Source organism: Actinoplanes lutulentus (assembly GCF_003259845.1).
Taxonomy (GTDB): domain Bacteria; phylum Actinomycetota; class Actinomycetes; order Mycobacteriales; family Micromonosporaceae; genus Actinoplanes; species Actinoplanes lutulentus.
The window spans coordinates 117,976-138,774 of the sequence record NZ_QLMJ01000028.1; the positions used below are offsets into that span (position 1 = coordinate 117,976).

Sequence of the window (20,799 nt, forward strand, 5' to 3'; positions counted from 1 at the left end):
AGGCTGGACTACGGCGGTGTGGTTCGGCACGTTGGTGAGCATGACGGTTGCGCGGCGCCCCGAACTCGACGCGATCCGGCTCACCGTGGTGCTCGGGCTCGTCTTCTTTCACACGTCACTGGTGTTCGATGCGCGCGACGACTTCTACATCAAGAATTCGCAGACCACCGAGGTGACCACCTATCTCGCGGGCCTCGGTGTGGTGTGGGCCATGCCGGCGCTGTTTCTCATCGCGGGATTCGGCTCGTGGCATTCGCTGCGGCGGCGCGGAACGCGGGGATTTCTCGTCGAGCGGGGGCTGCGATTGGGCGTACCGTTGCTGTTCGCCATCGTCACCCTGCTCCCTTTACCACCCTATCTGCGGCTGCGTGCGCTCGGCAGCGACGAGTCCTATCCGCGATTTCTCGCGCGCTATTTAACCGTCCATCTGGACGTGACTAATTTTCCTTTCATCGTACGCGGAGACGAATTCGAAACGGGACACCTGTGGTTCGTCGTCCTGCTGCTGACGTTCTCCTTGCTGGTGCCGCTGGCAGCCCGTGTCCCGTCGGCCGGCGGGTTGTCCGGTGCTGCGTCAGGCGCTGAGTTCGGTGCTTTGTTTGCGCGGCGCGGGATGGTGCTGGTGCTGCCGGCGGTGCCGATCGTCGTGGTGACGGCGCTGGTGGGGATGGAGGAGGCATTCGCCGGATGGAGCCGGTGGGCCTACCTGCTGTTCTTCGCCTACGGCCTGCTGCTGGCGGCCGATGACCGGGTGCGCGCGGCGATGCGCCGGGACGCACGGGTGTCAGCTGTCATCGGCGTTGTCTTGTTCGGTGTGGTCGGTGTCTTGATCGCCACCTACGAGGGTGACTTCTTCACCGACATGACACCGCACGCCCTGGTGACCCGGACCGTTTTCGGCCTGACCGGCTGGCTCTGGATCGTCGCGATCCTGGGCCTGCTCGACCGCCCCCGTTCCCGCGATCCGTCGCTGCCGTCGGTCCGCCGCGCTTATCTGGGCGAAGCGGCCTTGCCGCTCTACATCCTCCACCAGCCGATCGTGGTGGCAGTCGCCTACGTCGTCGTGCGATGGCAATGGCCGATGATCGCGAAATACGCGGTGATAGTGGCGATTTCCTTCGCCGTCATGTTCACGGTCTACGAGCTGCTGGTACGCCGCTTCCGAGCGACCCGATTCCTCTTCGGCACGCGGGAGCGGCACGTAGTCGCTCACGTCCGCCCGCCGAGCGGCTCCCCGGAGATCTAGACAGGTTGCGGCCGCTCCCCGGAGCGCCCGTTGCCACGATCCCCATGCCGCAGTGCCGCCATGCCGCAGTGCCGGAGGTGCGGTGCCGGAGTGCCGGGAGTGCGGGCGAGTCGGTTTGTGTGGCAATGCGGTGAGTGCGGTGAGTGCCTCGGCGGGAGGAGCCGGCGGGTGGCTGTGACCTTCAGGGAGCCATGTCTTCCGCCGGCCTGGGCGTCCGCTCAGCAATCATCATCGGCTGCGACCGGCCGGGGCTGAGGCTTCCGTTTGGTTGCTCGTGTGCGTAATACTCGTAGCCGGATATACGTACCCGGACAAGCGAGGACGACGATGGCTCAGCGGAGGAAGGTCAACAACCTCCTCGGCCTGCACGTCATGGCCACGCTCTCGATCATGCCCTTGCATCCGTACGAGATAGCCGCCCAGATGCGCGCCCGTGGCAAGGAGCAGGACCTCAAGATTCAGTGGGGTTCGCTCTACACCGTGGTGCAGAACCTGGAGAAACACGGCTTCATCGAAGCGGCGGAGACGGTCCGGGAAGGCCGTCGTCCCGAGCGCACGGTGTACCGGATCACCGACGCCGGCCGGGCCGAGATGACCGACTGGATGCGGGAGCTGGTCGGCCACCCGCAACCCGAGTTTCCGCGCCTGCAGACCGCCCTCTCGGTCATCGGCGTGCTGCCGCCCGACGAGGCTGTCGACCTGCTGGAACAGCGCCGCGCCATCCTCGAGGTCGAGAACGAGGCGCAGCGGGCCAGCCTGCGGGGTGCCGCCCATGAGGTGCCGCGGATTTTCCTTATCGAGTCGGAGTTCCAGCTGGCGCAGCGGGAGTCCGAGGTCGCGTTCGTCGCCGCGCTGATCAAGGAGATCCAGGACGGTTCGCTGGGCGGTATCGAGCTCTGGCGTCATTACCACGAGACCGGCGAGACGCCGGACTTCACCGATTTCACGGCGCCGCCGTGAGAAACGACGTCCCCGGCCGGGGTGCGGGAACACCCGGGCCAGGGACGTCACCTCGTTCACCATTCCGCGGGAACGGTCCGGCACGTCCGAGGCGTTGTAGCGACTTCGAGGATAGACCGGCCGGGACCGCGGCGACCGCATGGAGATCACCATGACGTCTGCCGTCACGGCACACGAACTCACCAAGTCCTATCCAGGACACGTCACCGCTCTCGACGGGCTCACCCTCACGGTCCGCGCCGGCGAGGTGTTCGGCCTGCTCGGCCCGAACGGCGCCGGCAAGTCCACCACCGTCAAGATCCTCACGACCCTCGCACGGCCGGACTCCGGCTCCGCCACGGTCGCCGGCCACGACGTGCTGCGTCACCCGGCCCGGGTACGCCGCGCCATCGGCGTCGTCGCCCAGCGCTCCGGCCTGGATCCGATGGCCTCCGGCAGGGACAACCTCACCCTGCAGGGCAGGCTTTTCGGGGTACGCGGACACGCGCTCACCAGCAGAGTCGACGAACTGCTCGACCGTTTCGACCTGGCCGGCGCCGCCGGCCGCAATGTCCGCGGCTGGTCCGGTGGCATGCAGCGCCGCCTCGACGTCGCCCTGGCTCTGGTGCACCGCCCCGAGGTGCTCTTCCTCGACGAACCCACCACCGGACTCGACCCGGAGGTGCGCACGGCGATGTGGTCCGAGATCGCGCGGCTCGCCGCCGATGAGTCGATGGCCATCCTGTTGACCACGCACTATCTGGACGAGGCGGATCGGCTGGCGGCCCGGCTCGCCATCGTCGACGGCGGGCGGATCGTCGCCGAGGGCACTCCGGCGCAGCTCAAGGGCGAGTTGCAGGGTGATGCCGTACATCTGGAGCTGGAGCGACCCGCTGACGAGCCGCAGGCGCGGCAGGCGATCGGGACGGTGGCTCGCTTGCGGGAGGTTTCGTTCGACGGGCGGCTCCTGAGTGCTCGGGCGGACGACGGGGCGGCAGCGGTCCCGGCCGCGCTCGCTGCGCTGGAGACCGCCGGCGTGGGCGTGGCAACCGTGACCGTGGCGCGGCCGTCGCTCGACGACGTGTATCTGCGCCACGCGGGAAGGCGGTTCGCGGCATGACGACACTGGTCTCGCACACCTGGTGGATGACGAACCGTCGGCTGAAAGTGCTGGTGAAGCAGCCGGCTTTCGTGGTGATCCTGCTGATTCAGCCGGCGATCTGGCTGTTCCTGTTCGGCAATCTGTTTCGCCGGGTGGTGGAGCTGCCCGGTTTCGGGACGACCTCCTATCTCGACTATCTGATCCCCGGCGTCGTCGTGATGACGGCCGTCTCGTCGAACATGTGGGCCGGCATGGGCATGCTCGAAGAGATCGAGCGCGGCACCATGAACCGTCTGCTCACGACCCCGGTCGCCCGGGGCGCGATCATGAACGCGGCCGTGCTGGAGCAGGCGCTCAGCACCACCGTGCAGGTGCTGGCGATCATCCTTCTCGGTCAGATCGCCGGAGCGGATTATCCGGGCGGGCTCCTCGGACTGGCCGTGATGACCGTCGCGGCGGTGCTGCTCGGGACGATCTTCAGTGCGTTCTCCAACACGGTCGGGATGCTCGTCCGCCAGCGCGAGACGATCATCGGGATCAACACGATGCTGCTCCTTCCTCTGACGTTCCTGTCGTCGGCGTTCATGGCGGAGTCGTTGATGCCGTCGTGGATGAGCACGATCGCGTCGTTCAATCCGGTGAACTGGGCTCTGGACGCGGCCCGCGCCGCGATGAACGAGACACCGGACTGGGGGATGGTCCTGGTTCGCGGGTCGTGGCTGCTCGGGGCGGCGGTCCTCATGCTGGTGTTGTCGGTGGGGACGTTCCGCTCTTACCAGAAGTCGGTCTGACCTCTTCCGGACGCGGGTGGTCTTCGAGGCCGCCCGCGTCGTCACCCTGACGGTGTGGCCACTGGGATGGCTCGGACAGGAAATCCGCTCGCGCCTGCAGGCGTTTTCGGTGTGCGCGGGCGCGGCGCAGGAGCAGGGCGGCGACGACGACGGTGGACAGGGCTGACAGGGTGGCAGCGAGGGGCAGAGGCCCGGGCCGGGCGACGGTGACGGCCACCGACACGGCCGTGGTCGCGGTGGTGAAGGTCAGCGCCAGCCAGCCGGCGATCACCCGGTCGGCAGCGAACATCGGCAGCCGGGCCAGGGTGACGATCGCGTAGGCCGACCAGCTCGCGCCCACGACGACCAGCGCGCCGAACGCCAGCCGGGTCCGCAGGGGGAGTGGGTCGGGCTCGGTCAGCCAGAGCAGGAGCAGCAGGCCGGCGCCGCAGCCGCCGGCCAGCCCGACGAGAACGAGAGAGATGCGCCGGCGCAGCGACATGCCGCGCAGCACGGTCTCCGGGGTGAAACCCGGTCGATCGGTCACGACTCGTATCCCTTCGCGATGAGGTGGTCCCGCAGCAGGCGGCGGGCGCGGTGCAGGCGGGACTTGACGGTGCCGACCGGGACGGCGAGGACCTCCGCGCACTCGTGCAGGCTCAGGTCCTGAAGGTGGAACAGCTCGATCACCTCACGGTCCGGCGGGGGCAGGCCGCCGAGACCCTCGGTGACCTGGGCACGGTCGAGCACGTCGTCGACCGCGTCACGGTCGTCGGGGATGTCGGACTCCAGCGGCTCCGGTAACGCGTACCCAAGACGCAGTTGATCTGTGAGAGCGCGGCGCGCGATGGTGAAGAGCCAGGGCGCGAAGCGCTCGGGCTCGCGCAGGCGAGGCAGAGAGCCGAGCGCGGCCGCCCAGGCCTGCTGGGTGACGTCGTCGGGGTTGCCGGTCATGCGGCGGACGTAGCGCCACAATGGTTCGTGCCAGTGGCTGACGAGCTCGGCGAGGGCGCGGCGGTCACCGAGCTGCGCCCGCACCACCAGGCGGGCATCACGTGCGACTCGATCCACTCCGGCTCCCGATGTCTGGGGGTTCTCACACCCTGACAGTCGTTGCCGGCGCCGGAAAGGTTCGCGGATTTCAGGCCGGGATTGGGCGGAAGACCGCGGCGGCCGCGGCACGACCCGCTTCGAGGGCGGCGAGCAGGACTTTGCCGTCCTTGGTCAACCGGCCCACCATCGGACCGGTCGCCGGCGGGCGGATCGACAGCACCGCTGCTCCGGAGCGATCGTATTCGGCCAGCGTGGCCTCGTCCTCGGAGAGCCGCACGGCCCGCGCGAGATAGCTGCGGTGCAGATCGGGCGTGTGGCCGCGCAGAGCGGCCCGGGCGATCAGCCGGGCCGACCAGGACGGATCCGTCCTCACGGACATCTTCGCCGGCAGCGGCCGTGAGCGCAGAACCAGCACGTGGGTGGCGTTCTGGGCGAGAGCGGTGCGGTACGGGACGGACTCGGCCAGCCCCGCGTCGTAGAAGAGCCGCCCGCCCAGCGCGACCGGCGGACCCGCCAGCAACGGGAGGGCGGCGCTCGCCCGCAGCGCCAGCCGGATGTCGGCCGGATCGGTCAGAAGCGGACGCAGGTCGGTCGACTCACCGGTCGCGCAGTCGGTCGCGAGGGGGTGGTACTCGATGCTGTTGCCGAGGATGGCGGGGAAGTCCATCTGGTCGACCACGGCGTAGTAGTGCTCGACCAGGTGGTGCACGTCGACCATCGGCTTGCCGCGCCAGATGTTCGACAGCCGGATCATCGCGTTGGCATAGGTGGGGTCGGCCCAGCCGGTCAGCTTCTCCGGGGTGCTGGTGAGCAGCCAGGCGCCGGTGATCGCCCCGGCCGAGGCGCCGTAGACGGCGTCGAAGGACTGGGTCACACCGGCCTCGTGCAGCGCCAGGGCCATGCCGGCGGAGACCGTGCCGCGCATGCCGCCGCCCTCGATCGCCAGGGCGACCCGGTGGCCGTCATCGCGCTGACCTGGACGGCTGCCGGTGGCGACCCGGTCGGCGATCACTCGCAGCACGTCGTGCCCGTCCGTCATGGCGTCCCCCTTTGGTGCTCTTTCCGCGTCCTGCAGCGTAAGCGGGACTCACATCGGAGTGGACCGGGTTGAGACGTACTCCTCTTTTGGTTCAGCGGTCATTTCAAGGGCAACCACGGTGGCATGCGAGCTTTGACATGGCAGGGAACGTCCAAGGTGTCGGTGGAGACCGTGCCCGACCCCAAGATTCAGGAACCGACCGACGCGATCGTGCGGATCACCTCGACCGCGATCTGCGGATCCGACCTGCATCTGTACGACGTGCTCGGCATGTACCTCGACAAGGGCGACGTCCTCGGGCACGAGCCGATGGGCATCGTCGAGGAGGTCGGGCCGGAGGTCACCCACATCAAACCGGGCGACCGGGTGGTGATCCCGTTCAACATCTCCTGCGGGCACTGCTGGATGTGTACGCGCGGCAACTTCGCCCAGTGCGAGACCACCCAGGTGACCAGCGAGGGCAAGGGCGCCTCGCTGTTCGGGTACACCAAGCTGTACGGGCAGGTGCCCGGCGGCCAGGCCGAGTACCTGCGGGTGCCGCAGGCGCAGTTCGGCCCGATCAAGGTGCCGTCACACCACCCGGACGAGCGGTTCCTCTTCCTCTCCGACGTGCTGACCACCTCGTGGCAGGCCGCCAAGTACGCCGACATCCAGCCTGGTGACACGGTGTTCGTGACCGGTCTCGGGCCGATCGGGCAGATGAGTGCCCGGATCGCCCGGCACCTCGGCGCGGGTCGGGTGATCGCTTCCGACAACGTCCCGGAGCGGCTGGCGATGGCTCAGCGGCACGGCATCGAGACGCTGAACACCGGCGATGTCGACGTGCCGGCGGCGGTGCTCGATCTGACGTCGGGCCGGGGTGCGGACAGCGTGATCGAATCGGTCGGGATGGAGGCGCACGGGTCGCCGATCCAGTCCGCGGCGGTCAAGGCGACCGGGCTGCTGCCTGATGTGCTGGCCCGCAAGGCCGTGGAGACGGTCGGCATCGACCGGATGGCCGCGTTGAACACGGCCTTCGCCGCGGTCCGGCGGGCCGGAACGGTCTCGATCATCGGGGTTTACGGGGGCAATGCCGACCCGATCCCGATGATGGATCTGTTCGACAAGGGTGTGACGCTGCGGATGGGGCAGGCGCACGTGAAGCGCTGGGTGGACGAGATCCTGCCGCTGCTTACCGGGGATGACGACCCGCTCGGCGTGGATGACCTGGTCACGCACCGGTTGCCGCTGGAGCAGGCGCCGCATGCCTACGAGATTTTCAAGAAGAAGCAGGACGGCTGCATCAAGGTCGTCCTGAAGCCGGGGGTCGTGTCCTAGAGTCCTAGGATGCCAAAGGGGTGGTGAGCGGGCCGACTCGGGCATTACCGCACCCCGGTCAGTCGGGCACTGCTGGGGAAGGCGCCGGCCAGGCGGCCATGGCCAGTTCCGCGGTGTCGGAGAGTTCCGCCGCTGTGGCGCCGTCTCGTGCGCGCTGGGACATGCCGTGGATGACGGCCGTGAAATACGCGGCCAGTTTCCGGGGGTCGGCTGTCGCCGGAATCTCGCCCTGGTGCCGGGCGGTCGTCAGGCGCGTCTCGAAGGTGCCGACATTGGCGTTGCGCAGGTCACGCATGTAGGTGGCCACGTCGGTGTCGGCCGCGGCGGCGCTGCAGAGCAGGTTTCCGGCCGGTGTCTCGGGGTCGGTGTACATCGCCGCGGCGTCGAGCAGGATGCGGTGAAAAGCGGCGAAGGCCGTGGGTTCCCTGGACATGGCGGCCCAGATGAACTCTCCGGCAGGGGAGCGGCCGTACGCCTCGACGACTTCGTTGAACAGCGACCTCTTGTCCCCGAACGCCGCGTAGAGGCTGCCCGGCCGGATGTTCATCTCCCGGGTCAGGTCGTTGATCGACGTCCCCTCGTATCCGTTCTCCCAGAACAGGCGGGTCGCCGCGGCCAGCGCCGCCGCCCGGTCGAAGGTCGGTGGCCGGCCTCGGCGTGCTTCCGGTGTGCCCATGTCCTCATTCTAGAGCGATCACTCAAAAGCTGACCGCCAATTTGTTGGACGATCACTCAAGAAAGGGCTACGGTTCCTCTTGAGCGATCATTCAACAAAGGAGCGGTCATGTCAGGAGCACTGCGGGACAAAGTTGCCCTCGTCACCGGCGGCAGCCACGGCATCGGCCGGGCGACCGTCGAACGATTCGCCCGCGAGGGGGCGGTCGTCGGCGTCGGGTACGGCCACGACGAGGCGGCGGCCCGCGACACGGTGGAGCGCATCCGCAAGGACGGCGGGCGGGCCTTCGCCGTGCACACGGAGCTGGGCACGTCCGGGGACGCGGTCCGCTTCTGGGACGCCTTCGACGAAGCGGGCCAGGAGTACGTGCCCGACGGCAAGCTCGACATCCTCGTCCACAACGCCGCCAAGGGGAGCTTCGCCCGGCTGGCCGACCTCTCCGAGGAGGAGTTCGACCAGGTGATCGCGGTGAATGTGAAGGCGCCGTTCTTCATCACGAAGCTCGCGTTGCCGCGACTGCGCGACGGCGGCCGGATCATCAACATCTCCAGCCTCGCGGCCACCGTGGGAAGTCCGGACCTGATCGCGTACGGCGTCAGCAAAGCGGCGCTGAATACGTTCACCCTTGACCTGGCGCTGGACCTCGGCCCGCGAGGGATCACCGTCAACGCCGTGTCACCCGGCATCGTCATGACCAGGAACAGCCAATACCTGCGGGACAACGCGGAGCTCGCGGCGCAGCAGGTGGCGCGGGTCGCCCTCGGCCGGCTCGGCGAGGCGGACGACGTGGTCAGCATCATCGCCTTCCTCGCCTCCCACGAGGGGCGCTGGGTGACCGGCCAGGTCATCGACGCTTCAGGAGGCACCGCGCTCTGAGCTACTTCTCCGCAATACATCAACTTCTGCCCGAGCCGGCCGATCAGAGAGCGACGTCGGCACTGCGGAGGGCGTTTGATGAGCGGCGGGACAGCGGCCCACCACGACCTGACGCACCGTCACGCCCTGGAACGGGTCGCCCTGTGGACCCGGGTCTGCGTCATGGTGATGGTCGGAGCCGTCGTCCTGGGAGCACCCGGCGACGTCCGCTGGACCACCACCTGGCAGCCGGCGCTGTGGCAGGTGTCGACCGTGATCGCCCTGCAGCTGACGGTGGCCATGGCCCTGGCGGTCTTCCGGCTGCGCCACGCCGACAGCGGCCGATATCGGTGGGTCGCGACGGCGCAGACCGTGCTGGACGTCCTCGCCGTGGCCAGCCCGATGCTGGTGATCGAGAGCGTCGCCGGAGTGCCGGTCTGGCCCACCGCGGTGCTCGCCCTGCTCTCCGCGGCGACCCGGCACACGTTGACCGGTGTCCTGATCTCCTGGGTTGTGGTGTCGGCCGCCCTCGTCGCCGGGATCGTCCTCGGCGACGGGGGCCCGAACTCGCCGCACGGGGCGGGAGTGGTGCTGGCCGTCGTCGTTCTCCTGGTCACCGCGGCGACGGCCGGTGTGCAGGCGAACAGCCTGGACCGGTACGTGACCGAACTGCACGCCGCCCGGCTCGCCATGACCCGTCAGGCCCGCACCGATCCGCTGACCGGGCTGGCGAACCGGGCGGCGTTGCAGGAGTACGAAGCAGCGGCAGAACCCGGCCGGCTGACCGTGGTGCTGCTCGACCTGGACGGCTTCAAACAGGTCAACGACGTGTACGGCCATCATGCCGGTGACCTGCTGCTCACGACTGTCGCCGAGCGTCTGCGCGCCCGGATGCGTGCCGATGATCTGCTGGTCCGGCTGGGCGGCGACGAGTTCGCCGTCGTCCTGCCCGGCGTGGCGGCCGAGGATGCCACGCCGGCGGTCGAGACCTGGGTACGGGCGGTCGCGGAACCGGTGGACGTCGGCGGCGGCATCGCCCGCGTCGGCGTGAGCGTCGGTGTCGCCTCCCGCCCGCCGGGCGACGACGCCACTCTTGCCGACCTTCTGCGGGTGGCGGACCACCGTATGTACGAGCACAAGCACGACAAGCGCCGGGCGGCTGCTTAGGAGCCTGCTTCGTGCGTACCCAAAGAGGGTTGAAGCGTGCGTGGCAGTCTTGGGGTGATGAGTGATCGGATCTTCGCCGCGGCCGGAGGCGTCTGCGTGCTCGCGGCGCTGGTGCTCTTCGGTGGGCTGCACGTGGTGCCGCCCACCGCCGACCTGGACTGGAGCCGGCGGACGATCAGTCAGTACGCGCTGATGGAGAACGGCTGGGCATTTGACACCGCGGTTCTGTTGCTGGCGGCCGGGTCGGGTGCGATTCTTGTCGCGCTGCTGCGCGCCGGGCTGGCGGGGCGTGGCGCGGTGACCGGCATCCTGCTGTGGATCGCCGGGCTGGTCGGGGTGGTCTGGTTCGAGAAACACAACTGGGCGGTCGGGCCGTCGATCAACGGTGACATTCACCGGGTGGCCAGCGTCGTGGCGTTCCTGAGCCTGCCGGTGGGTGCGCTGCTCGCGGCGCTTCCCCGGCGTGCCGAGCGCGGCGCGCGGCTGGTGGTGGCGGCTGCGGTGATCGCGCTGCTCTGCTTCACGCCGATCCTCGCGGCGGTGCTGGCCGAACCGTGGACCGGGGTGCGCTGGTGGCGTGCGATTCCGCTCGGCGGTGTGGAGCGGCTGCTCGGCCTTGCCGAGGTGATCACGGTGATGCTGCTGGCCAGGTGGTCGGCCACCACCAGGTCCCGGAGTTCGCTCATCCCGCACTGAGGTCGATGACGTTCCCGTCCAGGTCACGCACGCACGACGTGCGCGGCTTCCAGGCGAAGTCGGCAGGAGGATGAACCTCGGTGCCGCCGGCCTCGAGCGCACGACGATGAGCGTCATCGACGTCATCGACGAGCAGTCCGAACCGGGTGCCGTCCTGCCGTGATCCCTCTCGGTCATGCTCCTCCAGCGTGATCAGGAAGAACTGGTCGCTGCGGTACGTGCCGAACTGCACCGACGAGATGGCTTCGTTGAACACGACGTCGAACGCGGCCGTGTAGAACGCAGCCGCCTTCGGGACGTCGGCGACCGTGACGCGGATCTGCACCGGACGAGCGGTTCGCAATGCGGGCATGGGGGTTCCCTTCTCGATGAATTCGTCGACGGCGACGATCCGCTGCGACATCTCGCGGAGTTGAGCGACCAACCGTTCGCGGTGCGCGCCCAGTGCTGTCCGCACCTGATCGGCCGGCCGGCCCACCAGCGCACGAACGTCGTCGATCGGCACGCCCACGGCGCGCAGGCCGCAGACCAGGCGGGCATCGGCGATCTGGTCCTGGCGGTAACGCCGGTAACCGCTGCCGGGATCGACCTGAGCGGGCTTGAGCAGACCGATCTCGTCGTAGTAGCGCAAGGCGGGGACGGTCAGGCCGGTCGCCGCGGCGACCGCGCCGATATTGATCAGATCATCACCGTTCACCGCTCAAGTTTCGAGCCTCAGGCCGGATGAGAGTCAATATCTGTGGCTGCGGGATCAGTTGGCGCGCCCGGCAGTGTTGCCCGCGTTGGGCAGACTGCTCGGACATGGATGATCCGCCGCGGTATCCCGGGATCGGGCAGCTGATCCTCGCCGGGATCGCCGGCTCCGGGCTGGTGGCCGCGACCTACTACGGTCTGCTCCTGACCCTCTTCGCCGGCGGCGTGGCGGTGCCCGTCCTGATCGTCGTGCTGATCGCCGGTTGGCTGGCCTTCCGCGCGATCGCCGCCGCCACCGGCTCCGCCGTGTCGCTCAGTGGCTCGGTGTGGGCCTTTTCGGTCATGGGCGCCGGCACGGTCCTGCTTGCGCCGGGCTGGGTGGTGCTTGCCGCGCTGGTCACGCCCGATCATGGACACCTGTTGCTGGCCGGCGCGCCCTACGCCGTCGTGGCCGGCATGCTGCAGCGCGGCTGGACGCGGGTCGCCGCCTGGCTGGTGCTGCCGGTCGCCTTCGCCGGAGCGTCGATCGCGCTGCGGGCCACCGGCCCCGACGAGGTCGACCTCCGCCTGACGGCGGCGGGCGAGGAGCGCGGGTCACTCTTCGTGGTCTCGGTTCCGGGTTATCTGCCTGCCGGAGATGAGTACGCGAACCGGCTCGGCTCCCGCGCGTTCATGCCCGAGGACCACGCGACGATTCCACCACTGCTGCACGCGAACGTGGCCGCTTTTGATCGGCCCCTCTGCCGGGACGTGACGAGCGGGACGCGCCTGGACTACCTGCCGTGTGAGAACGAGCCCGGGGGACTGGTCTACCGGCACGGCGCCGACACCCACGGCTACGAGGTACGCAGCCACGACCTCACCGTGATCGTCTCAGCACCGCCGGCCGTGGACCGGGATGTGCTGCGCCAGGGTGCTCGCACGGTCCGACCGGCTGTCGCGGCCGATCTGGAGGCTCTGCACCGGACCGGGGAGAAGGGCCTCTTCGTCGCCGACCTGCCCGGTTTCCGCCTCGATCCGGTTCTGGCGGACGGGGTGCAGCTCAAGCCACTGGCCGGCCGCGGCGGCCCGGAGTCCGTGCTGATCATGATGCAGGACGCGATGTCGGCCGAGGCGTTCTGCGCGGGGATGCGCTGTGAGAACGAGCCGGATGGCCTGGTCTATCGCCACGGCACCGGGTCCGGGGCGGTGGAGGAGCAGTCCGGATACCTGATGCCGCGCGGCGAAACGAACCTGCAGCTCACCGGTGGTGACGCGGTGGACCGGGCGGTGCTGCGGACGGCGGTGCTGGCGGCCCGGCACCCGACGGACGAGGAGATCCTGCACGCGCTGCCGGGCACCGGCGGCCGGGATCCGGTGGCGCGGTGGCGGAGCTGGCTCAAGGAGCACTTCTGAGCGCGGGACGGGTGGCACGGGTGGGCGACACTGTGCTGAGATCGACCGACTGAGATGAAGGGGGACGGATGGGGTGGTCCCGCGTCTATGAACGCCCGATCATCTTCCGTGTCTTCGAAAGCCTCACCAGGGCCACCGGCCGCCTGATCACGGCCGTGCCGCTCGCCACGGCGTTCCTGCTGGGTCTCTTCGTCAACGAGGTCTCGGACTCGCGAAGCTTCACCGAGGTGTTCCAGGGTCTGTACGGCCTTGACCGTGGCCCTGTCGTCTGGGTCAACATCGTCACGACCGCGCTGCTGGTCCTGGTGCCGGTGCTCTACGTGAGCCTGCGGGCCGTCACCGGCAACACCTCCCAGGCGGTGCGGTTGTCGAGGCGGCTGCCGGCCTATGTCGACCCGGGGCTGCGGCAGTTCAGCCCGGGCCGGATCGCCTGGGGAGAACACATCGTCCTGCAGAGCTGCCCGAAGATCACCGAAGGCTGGCGGTCCGACGAGGTACGGATCACGCTGGATCCGACGGTCTTCCGTTTCCGGCGGGCGGACGAAGCCGCGGCGTTCGAGCAGTGGATGGCAGGCACCGACGACGAGCGGATCGCCCGCGGCGCGAAGTACCGGATCATGGAGAATCCGGATTCGTTCGTGGACGATCCAGGTCTGCGGCTGCGGGTGCAGGAGACCACGTACGCCGAGGCCGTCTATGTGAATCGGCACCTGTCGCACGACGGCGGCGAACGAACCCGCCTGATCGGCGAGACGCTGAACGGACGGATCAGCTACCCGCACATCTTCGTGCTTCAGGCCACGGTGGTGACCGCGGACGACTGGGTGCTGGTCACCCACCGCAGCCACAAGGTGGCCTACGAGCCGGGTACCTGGTCGTGCTCTCTCGAAGAACAGCTGAGCAAGTCCGACCTGGATGCTGCCGACACCGATGTGCTGGACCGCTGGGTCCAGCGCGCGCTGGTCGAGGAGCTCGGACTGTCGGCGGACGAGGCCCGGCAGAGCCAGGCGCGGGCGCTCGCGGTCTTCCTCGAAGGGCACCGGCTCAACACCGGTCTCGCCACGCTGGTGCACCTGGCGGTCGACCGGGAGGAACTCGACTCGATCATCGGGGGCCGTCCGCGCCAGGACTACGAGTTCCAGGCCTGGGACTATCTTCGCTGGTCACAGCTGGCTACCGAACTCGTCGAGCCGACCCGGGAGTACCACTCCAGCTCCGGCCTGCGGATGTTCTTCGCCGGGATCGTGAAGTACGGGGTGTTCGGCTTCAACGACCGCATCGACCGGGCGCTGCGCAAAGTTCCGCGCAAGCGCTGACGGGGCCGGACGGTCAGAGGGCCAGACGGTATTCCAGCAGGACCGGGTTGGGTGGGAAGGACGTCTGGCGGGATCGGCCGGTCGGCTGCCAGCCCAGCTTTTCGTAGAAGCGGCGGGCTCGGTGGTTGGCGGCGAAGACGTGCAGGCGCGGTGTGCGTACCCCATGGGCTTGGAATGTGGGCAGCAACGCGGCGTGAGCCGCGGCAGCGAGGCCGGTGCCCCAGGTGGCCGGCGGGGTGCGGTCCTGCGGGAAGATGTGCGACACCCTTTGATCATGGGCGGCAGCGTAGTCAGCGGCGTCCACGCAGCTCGCGGATCGTCTTGACGGCGTCGGTGGCGCCGAGGGCCCATGCGACCAGGAGGGGCTGGAAGAACAGGCGCACGAAGCGTTTGGTGTCGGTGTCCAAACCGAAGCCGTCCTTGTGCTCCAGCCACTGTGCCACGTTGCCCGGGAAGATCACCACAAAGAATGCGCCGGCGGCCGCGCCGACGATGCCGCGGTACGGCTGTTTCCACACGGACAGCAGGGCCACGCCGAGACCGATTTCGGCCGCCCCGGAGGCGAGCACCACGAAGTCACTGTCGATCGGGAACCAGGACGGCACCTGCGCCTGGAACTCCTCGCGGGCGACGGTCAGGTGCGTGGTGCCGGCGAAGGCGAGAGTTGCGCCGAGAGCGGCCTGCAGGATCTTCTTCATGCTGGGCGACGCTATCAGTTCTGATGAAATCCTCAACAGTTACGATGTGAGTGTGACCGAGAACCGCCTCGACCGGCGTCGCGCCCGCACCCGCGCCGCGTTGCTCGGAGCGGCCCGTGAGCTGCTGGTCTTCCGGGCGCCCGCCGAGGTGTCCATCCAGGAGATCACCGACGCCGCGGATGTCGGGTTCGGAAGCTTCTATAACCACTTCGCGTCGAAGCAGACCCTTTTTGACCAGGCAATCGCTGAGGTCGCCGCTGAACATCAGGAGTTGGTGCGGGCGGCGGTGAAAGGGCTGACCGATCCTGCCGAGGCGCTGGCGGTGGCGATCCGGCTCACCGCCCGGTTCCCGTCGACGCATCCCGGCCTGGCGAAAGTCATCGATCGCGCCGGTCTGGGCTATCTGAGCTTCGTGGCACCGGGTGCGCTGGAATTCCTGCGGCACGGGCACGCGGTGGGGCGGCTCTGTTTTGACGACGCCGAGGTGGCGCTGGCATGTGCCGGCGGAGCTGTTCTCGGGGTGATCCGTCTCGGTCTGAAGTCCGATTCTGATCCACTTTCCTCGCCGGGCTCGGCGGAGGGTGCCGCGGTCGCGGTGCTGCGGATGTTCGGCCTGGTTGAGGGCGACGCCCGGCGGGTCGCGCAGCGACCCTTGCCGCCGCTGTAGGACCCGTCACCCTCTACATTGGTGATCGTCAGTTCGGCGGACGACGGGGGTGGCCGTGACCGGCAGCACCGAACCGATGGCGGTGGCACGCATCCGCGACGCCGCCGGACGGCTGGCCGGCAGCGGCTTCCTGGTCGCGCCGGACCTGGTGCTGACCTGCACACACGTCCTGCTCGCGGCGATGCGGACCACCTTCACCGACGAGCCGCCCGACGACCTGATCGACCTGGACTTCCCGGTACCCGGCGGCGACGAGCGTCTGCGGGCCCGGGTTCTCGCCTGGACCGCGCCGGGCACGCCCGGCCGCGGCGACACCGCGTTACTGCAGCTCACCGCCGCGCCGCCGGCGTCGCTGACGGCTGCGCGCCTGCGACCCGCGGCCGCGGTCTGGGACGAGCCGATGCGCATTTTCGGGTACGCGCTACGCCGCCCCGAAGCCCTCGGCGACAGCGTGGCCGGCGTGGTCGTCAACACCCGCGGCTCGGGCTGGCTGCAGTTGCGGGTGGACGACGGCGACCCACCGGTCGAGGCCGGGTTCAGTGGCTCGCCGGTCTGGAGCAAGGCCTCCGGCGCTGTGGTCGGCATGGTGGTCTCGGTCATCACCGGTACCCGGACGGTCAACGCGGTGCCGGTCGACAACCTGTTCCGGGACTTTCCTCGGCTGGGCGTACCGGACCCGGCCGAGGTGTCGCCGTACCGCGGTCTGGAGCCGTTCGGCGAGGACCACGCCGCGCATTTCCGCGGCCGTGAGGCGCTGACCGCGCGGCTGACCACCCAGATCCGCGACCGTGGCCTGCTCCTGCTGCTGGGCCCGTCCGGAAGCGGCAAGTCATCAGTGCTGCGCGCCGGTGTGGTGCCGGCACTGCGCGCCGAGGGGACCCGCGCCGCGACGGCCCGGCTGGAGCCCGGCGAGCCGGTCGACGACCTGCTGGACCGCCTGGTCGCGCCGTTCCTGCCGAGTGACGGGGGCCGCGCCGGGCTCGATGACGCGGCCGGCGACGGCCGCATCCTGCTCATCGTGGATCAGCTGGAGGAGGCCGACCCGGCCGCCGTCCAGGAGACCCTCGTGAAACTCGGCGGGCTGGTCCGGGCCGCCCGCCGCCGCGCCGACGGCACCGCCCGGGTGATGGCCGCCGTCACGCTGCGCGCCGCGACCCTCGAGCAGGTGACGAACGCCGAGGTCGCCGACGTGGTGCGCGACGCCGCCATCGAACTCGTCCCGCCGATGAGCGACGACGAACTACGCGCCGCCGTCACCGCCGGCGATGTGGCGTTCGAATCGGGCCTGCCGGAGCGGATCGTCGCCGACGCGGCCGACGAGCCCGGCCGGCTCCCGCTGGTGGAGTTCGCGCTGGAACAGCTCTGGCTGCGGCGCGACCGCAACACGCTCACCCTGGCGGCGTACCAGGAACTGGGCCGGGTCTCCGGCGCCCTCGGCCGGCACGCGGGACAGGTTCTCCAGCGGATGGACCCGGCCGGGCGTGAACGCGCCCGGCAGGTGCTGACCAGCATGGCCAGCCCGTCGGAGGACGGCACCGGGTTCCGCCGGCGCAGGCTGGATCTGACCGGGATGGACGCGGCACAGAGGGCGGTCGTCGAGTACCTCGCGGCCCGCCGTCTCGTCGTCATCGCCGGCGCCGAGGGCCGGCCGGAATATGCCGAACCCGCACACCAGGCCCTGCTGGAGAGCTGGCCGGAGCTGGCCGGCTGGCTCGCCGAGGACCGGGAGTTCCTGGCCTGGCATCTCCAGCTGGACGCCGACCGGCGACGCTGGATCGGCGAGGGCCGCGACCAGGGCGTCCTGCTGCGCGGCAATGCCCTGAACACCGCCCGGCACTGGGCGTACACCCGGCCGGAGCGGCTCAGCGACGCCGAAGCGGAGTTCGTCACCGCCAGCGGGCACAGCGAGCGCCGCCGGCTGCGTCTGCTGCGCGGTTTCGCCGCGGTCGTCTCGGTGCTCGCCCTGATCGCCGGCACCTTCGCCGTGGTCGCCGTGCAGCGCAGCTCCCAGGTCTCCGCCCAGCTGCGGGCCACCGCCTCCCGGCAGCTCGCCGCGCACGCACAACGGTTCCGCGCCACCGATCCGGCGGCGTCGCTGCAGTTCGCCCAGGCGGCGTGGCGCACGGCGGAGACCTCCGAGGCGTACGGGGCCCTGCTCAGCCAGTACGGCCTGCTCGACCCGGTCGACCGGGTCTACGAGCGGCTGTGGTCCGGTGAGGCGACTCAGATCCACGCCAGCGGCGACGGCAGCACCGCGATCGTCACCGGGACCGATGAGCCGGTCGTGCTCACCGGCCTGACCGGCGACGACGTCACGCGGACTGCGCTGACCGGTGCGGATCGCCAGGACGAGTTCACCCTCGACCCGACCGGGCGGATGGTCGCCGCGGCCAGTGCGAACGGCCGGGTGATCCTGTGGGACCTGGCCCGGCCGGACGCACCCCGGACCATCGCCCCGGCCGGTGAAGCGGACGTGTACGGCCCCGGATTCATGGCGTTCTCCGCGGGCGGTGAGCGGCTGCTGGTGCATCGGTTCGCGCTGGACACCTCCGACACCGACCTGCGGGTGTGGGACACCGGTAGCGGTGCGGGTGTGCGTACCGCGGTCCGGCCCAGTTTCCAGAACACGTCGCGCGTCTACTTCGGCGCGGATCCGGGCACCATGCTCGACTACGGCATCGACTCGGCCACCCTGCGCGATCTGGCCACCGGCCGGGTCCTGCGGCGGTTCTCCGGAACGTCGTACACGGTCGCCGAGAACGGGGCAGTGCTGGTCTCCTGCGGGAAAGACGCCCCGATCATGCGAATCCAGGAGACCGCGACCGGGCGGCTACGGCACAGCGTCGACGCCGGGTGGTGCGGCTCGCTGGACGCCGACGCGGCGATGCGCACGGTCTACGACACCGGTGGATCCGAGCTCCACCGTGGTGTCACGATGGTGCACACCGGGACCGCCACGGTCTACCGGGGGCTGCTCCCGTTCGATGCCGGGGCCGCGATCGGCGCCCCGTCCACGAAGATGGCCGTGGCCGACGGCAGCGGCGGACTCGTGCTGCTCGGGGTGCGGCAGAACACGCTGTACCGGATCCGCCTCGTTCCGGCTGCGGCGCCCGAACCACAGGACGGCACCTGGGTGGTCACGCCGGACGGCCGGCACGCGGTGACGGCCAGAAACGACGGGACGATCCTGCTCTCTGACACTACCGACGGCCGGGTCGTCACCCAGGTGAAGGGCCGGGCCCACAACTCCGGCGTGACCACATTGATCAGCGCGGACAGCCGGTACCTGGTGGTCGCCGAGCCGGGGTCGCTCGCGACGTACGCGTTGCCCGGTCTGACCCTCATGCACCGCATGACGTTGCCCCGGCGCGAGTGGGACCTCGGGGGCGACAGCGCCGCCAGGATCACCCTGCGGCCCAGCGGGGCGGACCGGATCATCGTGCTGCATCAGGGCATCCTCACCTGGTGGGAGATCGCCACCGGGACGGCGGTGGGCACGCCGCTGCCGATCAGCCCCGGCGAGACGTACTCGCAGGCGCTGTACGGGGAATCGATGATCTCCGGCGACAGGCCGGGTCATCCCGACCAGGTCGCGGTGACCCGGCAGGACGGAACCGTCGAGATCTGGAGCCTGAGCGAGCGGCATGCCGTCGGCCCGCCGCTCGACATCGGCGCTTCGATGAACGACCGCGGCACGGCCTACGACGCGAGCGGCAGTCAGCTGGCCGTGCACACTTCCGACGGGATCGTCGTCGCGAACCTCACCACCGGCGAACGGCGGCCTGTGCCGACCGGCGAGCTGAGCATCCCGCTCGGTTTCATCGGCGATGGGCTGCTCGTGGTGCAGCTCCTCGGCTCGGTCAACACCGTGCAGATCTGGGACGTCGGTCTCGGGCAGAGCGTCGGCGTGGTGGTCGCACCCGACACGAAGAGTCCGTGGACGCTGACCGGCGACGTCCTGGCCAGCCCGGCTCGGGACGCAGGCCGTGTCGTGCGCCTCGATCCGCAGGCCTGGTTCGAGCGGTTGTGCGCGCTCAGCGCCCGGCCGTTCACCGATGAGGAGGCCACGATCATCCGCCGCGACAACGCACCGGCCGACCCGCCGTGCGGATGACAGGGGTCGATAGAGTGATCACATGACTGACGTCGTAGCGATGCCCTTGGACGGTGGCGGAACCGTGTTCGTCGAGGTCAGCGCAGCACCTGGCAGCCTGGAGAACGTCGGACGGACCACCGAGATCATCGGTAAGGCCTCGGAGACGCTGGAGCAGGCACTGGCCCAGATCCGCCCGGCCGCCGAGGCGATCCGCGACAGCGTGCGCTCGCTGGCTGAGCCGCCGGACCGGGTCAGTGTCGAGTTCGGAGTGAAGGTCACGGCCGAGGCCGGAGTGGTGGTCGCCCGAGCGACCAGCGAGGCCAACTTTACCGTCAAGATGGAGTGGGGCCCGGTGGCCTGAGGGCCAATTCAAGACCCTTCAATCGTACGCGCGGAGGCCCCGACCATGTCGTCCGGCAACCGGATGTCCGGGCGGGCCGAACCGTCGGGTGCGGCGGTTCGGGGGCAGTGCGCGCGGGCGAGGCGGCCGAGAGCTTCGGCGGGTTCCCGGCGGGAGCCGCAGGTGACGCTGCCGGCGGTGGCCGACGTCCAGGCCGTGAGGGTTCCGGTCACCGGGGTGGCGCAGCCGACCGTGAACGTGGCGGTGATCGTCTCCGCGGTCTCGTAGAGCAGCAGCTCCGGGATGGCCGGGTCGTCCTGGCCTTCGGAGAGCAGCAGGTGGCGGCTGGTGCCGGTAGCCGCGGTGCCGGTCTTGACGGTGCGGCCGATCTCCTTGCCGAGCGAGGCGGCCAGCGCGGCCGTCCATGCCTGTGGGGCTGCTACCTGGGTGATCGACGTGGTGAAGGGTTTGTCGAGGACCACCGTGCTGTCGGATTCGGTGATCTGTTCGCCGAACAGGGTCACCTTGATCAGTTCGGCGTCGGTGGATGGCTTCGACCAGCGGATTCCGGCGGTGGGCTCGCAGCCGGGAGCGACGGGCGTGAGGGTGGCGGCCGATGTCGTCGTCGGGTTCGGCTCCGGCGCGGCGTCGGTGGTGGCGCAGGCGGTGAGGAAGGCTGCGGGGAGGGCGAACGCCGCCGCCGTACGCATGATCATCGAGTCATCATGCTGCAC

General features: G+C 69.6%; 21 protein-coding genes. 13 read left to right on the forward strand and 8 right to left on the reverse strand.

Annotation, left to right across the window (positions count from 1 at the left end):
- Positions 1 to 16 precede the first annotated feature (16 nt).
- From B0I29_RS42080 to B0I29_RS42095, 4 genes are all read left to right on the forward strand, one after another.
- Positions 17 to 1,246, forward strand: coding sequence for an acyltransferase family protein (locus tag B0I29_RS42080; protein ID WP_220091570.1), 1,230 nt, complete (start codon positions 17 to 19; stop codon positions 1,244 to 1,246).
- 327 nt (positions 1,247 to 1,573) lie between these two features.
- Positions 1,574 to 2,206 (forward strand): PadR family transcriptional regulator, encoded by a 633-nt coding sequence (locus tag B0I29_RS42085; protein ID WP_111654764.1) that lies wholly within the window; start codon positions 1,574 to 1,576, stop codon positions 2,204 to 2,206.
- Between the two features lie 151 nt (positions 2,207 to 2,357).
- The gene (locus B0I29_RS42090; protein WP_111654816.1) at positions 2,358 to 3,305 is read left to right on the forward strand and encodes an ABC transporter ATP-binding protein; all 948 of its coding nucleotides are present in this window, start codon (positions 2,358 to 2,360) and stop codon (positions 3,303 to 3,305) included.
- Positions 3,302 to 4,078 (forward strand): ABC transporter permease, encoded by a 777-nt coding sequence (locus B0I29_RS42095; protein WP_111654765.1) that lies wholly within the window; start codon positions 3,302 to 3,304, stop codon positions 4,076 to 4,078. The genes B0I29_RS42090 and B0I29_RS42095 overlap by 4 nt, the downstream gene beginning before the upstream one ends.
- Here the strand turns inward: B0I29_RS42095 and B0I29_RS42100 are convergent.
- The 3 genes from B0I29_RS42100 to B0I29_RS42110 form a co-directional block, all read right to left on the reverse strand.
- Complete coding sequence (locus B0I29_RS42100) at positions 4,026 to 4,604, reverse strand: transmembrane transport protein (protein WP_111654766.1); 579 nt, start codon at positions 4,602 to 4,604, stop codon at positions 4,026 to 4,028. The genes B0I29_RS42095 and B0I29_RS42100 overlap by 53 nt on opposite strands.
- Positions 4,601 to 5,128, reverse strand: a complete 528-nt coding sequence (locus B0I29_RS42105) for an RNA polymerase sigma factor (protein WP_111654767.1) — start codon at positions 5,126 to 5,128, stop codon at positions 4,601 to 4,603. The genes B0I29_RS42100 and B0I29_RS42105 overlap by 4 nt, the downstream gene beginning before the upstream one ends.
- Before the next feature lie 70 nt (positions 5,129 to 5,198).
- Positions 5,199 to 6,149 carry a patatin-like phospholipase family protein gene (locus B0I29_RS42110; protein ID WP_111654768.1) on the reverse strand — a complete coding sequence of 317 codons (951 nt, stop codon included), beginning with the start codon at positions 6,147 to 6,149 and terminating at the stop codon, positions 5,199 to 5,201.
- A gap of 123 nt (positions 6,150 to 6,272) precedes the next feature.
- Between B0I29_RS42110 and B0I29_RS42115 the strand changes: the two genes are divergently transcribed.
- Positions 6,273 to 7,466 (forward strand): zinc-dependent alcohol dehydrogenase, encoded by a 1,194-nt coding sequence (locus B0I29_RS42115; protein WP_111654769.1) that lies wholly within the window; start codon positions 6,273 to 6,275, stop codon positions 7,464 to 7,466.
- A 58-nt stretch (positions 7,467 to 7,524) separates the two neighbouring features.
- Here B0I29_RS42115 and B0I29_RS42120 read toward each other — a convergent pair whose 3' ends face one another.
- On the reverse strand, positions 7,525 to 8,142 hold the full coding sequence (locus B0I29_RS42120) for a TetR/AcrR family transcriptional regulator (RefSeq protein ID WP_111654770.1): 618 nt from the start codon (positions 8,140 to 8,142) through the stop codon (positions 7,525 to 7,527).
- A gap of 108 nt (positions 8,143 to 8,250) precedes the next feature.
- On the opposite strand from B0I29_RS42120, the gene B0I29_RS42125 reads away from it, so the two are divergent.
- The 3 genes from B0I29_RS42125 (at position 8,251) to B0I29_RS42135 (ending at position 10,860) form a co-directional block, all read left to right on the forward strand.
- Positions 8,251 to 9,018, forward strand: a complete 768-nt coding sequence (locus B0I29_RS42125) for an SDR family NAD(P)-dependent oxidoreductase (RefSeq protein WP_111654771.1) — start codon at positions 8,251 to 8,253, stop codon at positions 9,016 to 9,018.
- Between the two features lie 78 nt (positions 9,019 to 9,096).
- Positions 9,097 to 10,164 (forward strand): GGDEF domain-containing protein, encoded by a 1,068-nt coding sequence (locus tag B0I29_RS42130; RefSeq protein ID WP_111654772.1) that lies wholly within the window; start codon positions 9,097 to 9,099, stop codon positions 10,162 to 10,164.
- 57 nt (positions 10,165 to 10,221) lie between these two features.
- Positions 10,222 to 10,860, forward strand: coding sequence for a DUF998 domain-containing protein (locus B0I29_RS42135; protein WP_111654773.1), 639 nt, complete (start codon positions 10,222 to 10,224; stop codon positions 10,858 to 10,860).
- Here the strand turns inward: B0I29_RS42135 and B0I29_RS42140 are convergent.
- Positions 10,847 to 11,557: a MerR family transcriptional regulator gene (locus B0I29_RS42140; protein WP_111654774.1), complete on the reverse strand. Its 711-nt coding sequence runs from the start codon at positions 11,555 to 11,557 to the stop codon at positions 10,847 to 10,849. The two genes, B0I29_RS42135 and B0I29_RS42140, sit on opposite strands and share 14 nt — an antisense overlap.
- Before the next feature lie 104 nt (positions 11,558 to 11,661).
- On the opposite strand from B0I29_RS42140, the gene B0I29_RS42145 reads away from it, so the two are divergent.
- Together B0I29_RS42145 and B0I29_RS42150 are read left to right on the forward strand one after the other, a co-directional pair.
- Positions 11,662 to 12,948: a hypothetical protein gene (locus B0I29_RS42145; RefSeq protein WP_111654775.1), complete on the forward strand. Its 1,287-nt coding sequence runs from the start codon at positions 11,662 to 11,664 to the stop codon at positions 12,946 to 12,948.
- Between the two features lie 68 nt (positions 12,949 to 13,016).
- A complete protein-coding gene (locus tag B0I29_RS42150) occupies positions 13,017 to 14,264 on the forward strand; it encodes a hypothetical protein (protein ID WP_111654776.1) in 1,248 nt (415 codons plus the stop codon).
- Positions 14,265 to 14,277: 13 nt separating this feature from the next.
- On the opposite strand, the gene B0I29_RS42155 is transcribed toward B0I29_RS42150, so the two are convergent.
- Positions 14,278 to 14,529, reverse strand: a complete 252-nt coding sequence (locus tag B0I29_RS42155) for a GNAT family N-acetyltransferase (protein WP_181558257.1) — start codon at positions 14,527 to 14,529, stop codon at positions 14,278 to 14,280.
- A gap of 25 nt (positions 14,530 to 14,554) precedes the next feature.
- The gene (locus tag B0I29_RS42160) at positions 14,555 to 14,962 is read right to left on the reverse strand and encodes a DoxX family protein (protein ID WP_111654778.1); all 408 of its coding nucleotides are present in this window, start codon (positions 14,960 to 14,962) and stop codon (positions 14,555 to 14,557) included.
- Between the two features lie 52 nt (positions 14,963 to 15,014).
- On the opposite strand from B0I29_RS42160, the gene B0I29_RS42165 reads away from it, so the two are divergent.
- Genes B0I29_RS42165 through B0I29_RS42175 form a run of 3 tightly spaced genes read left to right on the forward strand, consistent with a single transcriptional unit; the run spans position 15,015 to position 20,086 of the window.
- Positions 15,015 to 15,629 carry a TetR/AcrR family transcriptional regulator gene (locus B0I29_RS42165; RefSeq protein ID WP_220091571.1) on the forward strand — a complete coding sequence of 205 codons (615 nt, stop codon included), beginning with the start codon at positions 15,015 to 15,017 and terminating at the stop codon, positions 15,627 to 15,629.
- A gap of 55 nt (positions 15,630 to 15,684) precedes the next feature.
- Positions 15,685 to 19,743 (forward strand): nSTAND1 domain-containing NTPase, encoded by a 4,059-nt coding sequence (locus tag B0I29_RS42170; protein WP_146617073.1) that lies wholly within the window; start codon positions 15,685 to 15,687, stop codon positions 19,741 to 19,743.
- A gap of 22 nt (positions 19,744 to 19,765) precedes the next feature.
- Entirely contained in the window at positions 19,766 to 20,086 is a 321-nt protein-coding gene (locus tag B0I29_RS42175; protein ID WP_111654781.1) for a CU044_2847 family protein, read from the forward strand.
- 8 nt (positions 20,087 to 20,094) lie between these two features.
- Here B0I29_RS42175 and B0I29_RS42180 read toward each other — a convergent pair whose 3' ends face one another.
- On the reverse strand, positions 20,095 to 20,781 hold the full coding sequence (locus B0I29_RS42180) for a hypothetical protein (protein ID WP_111654782.1): 687 nt from the start codon (positions 20,779 to 20,781) through the stop codon (positions 20,095 to 20,097).
- Positions 20,782 to 20,799: the final 18 nt, after the last annotated feature.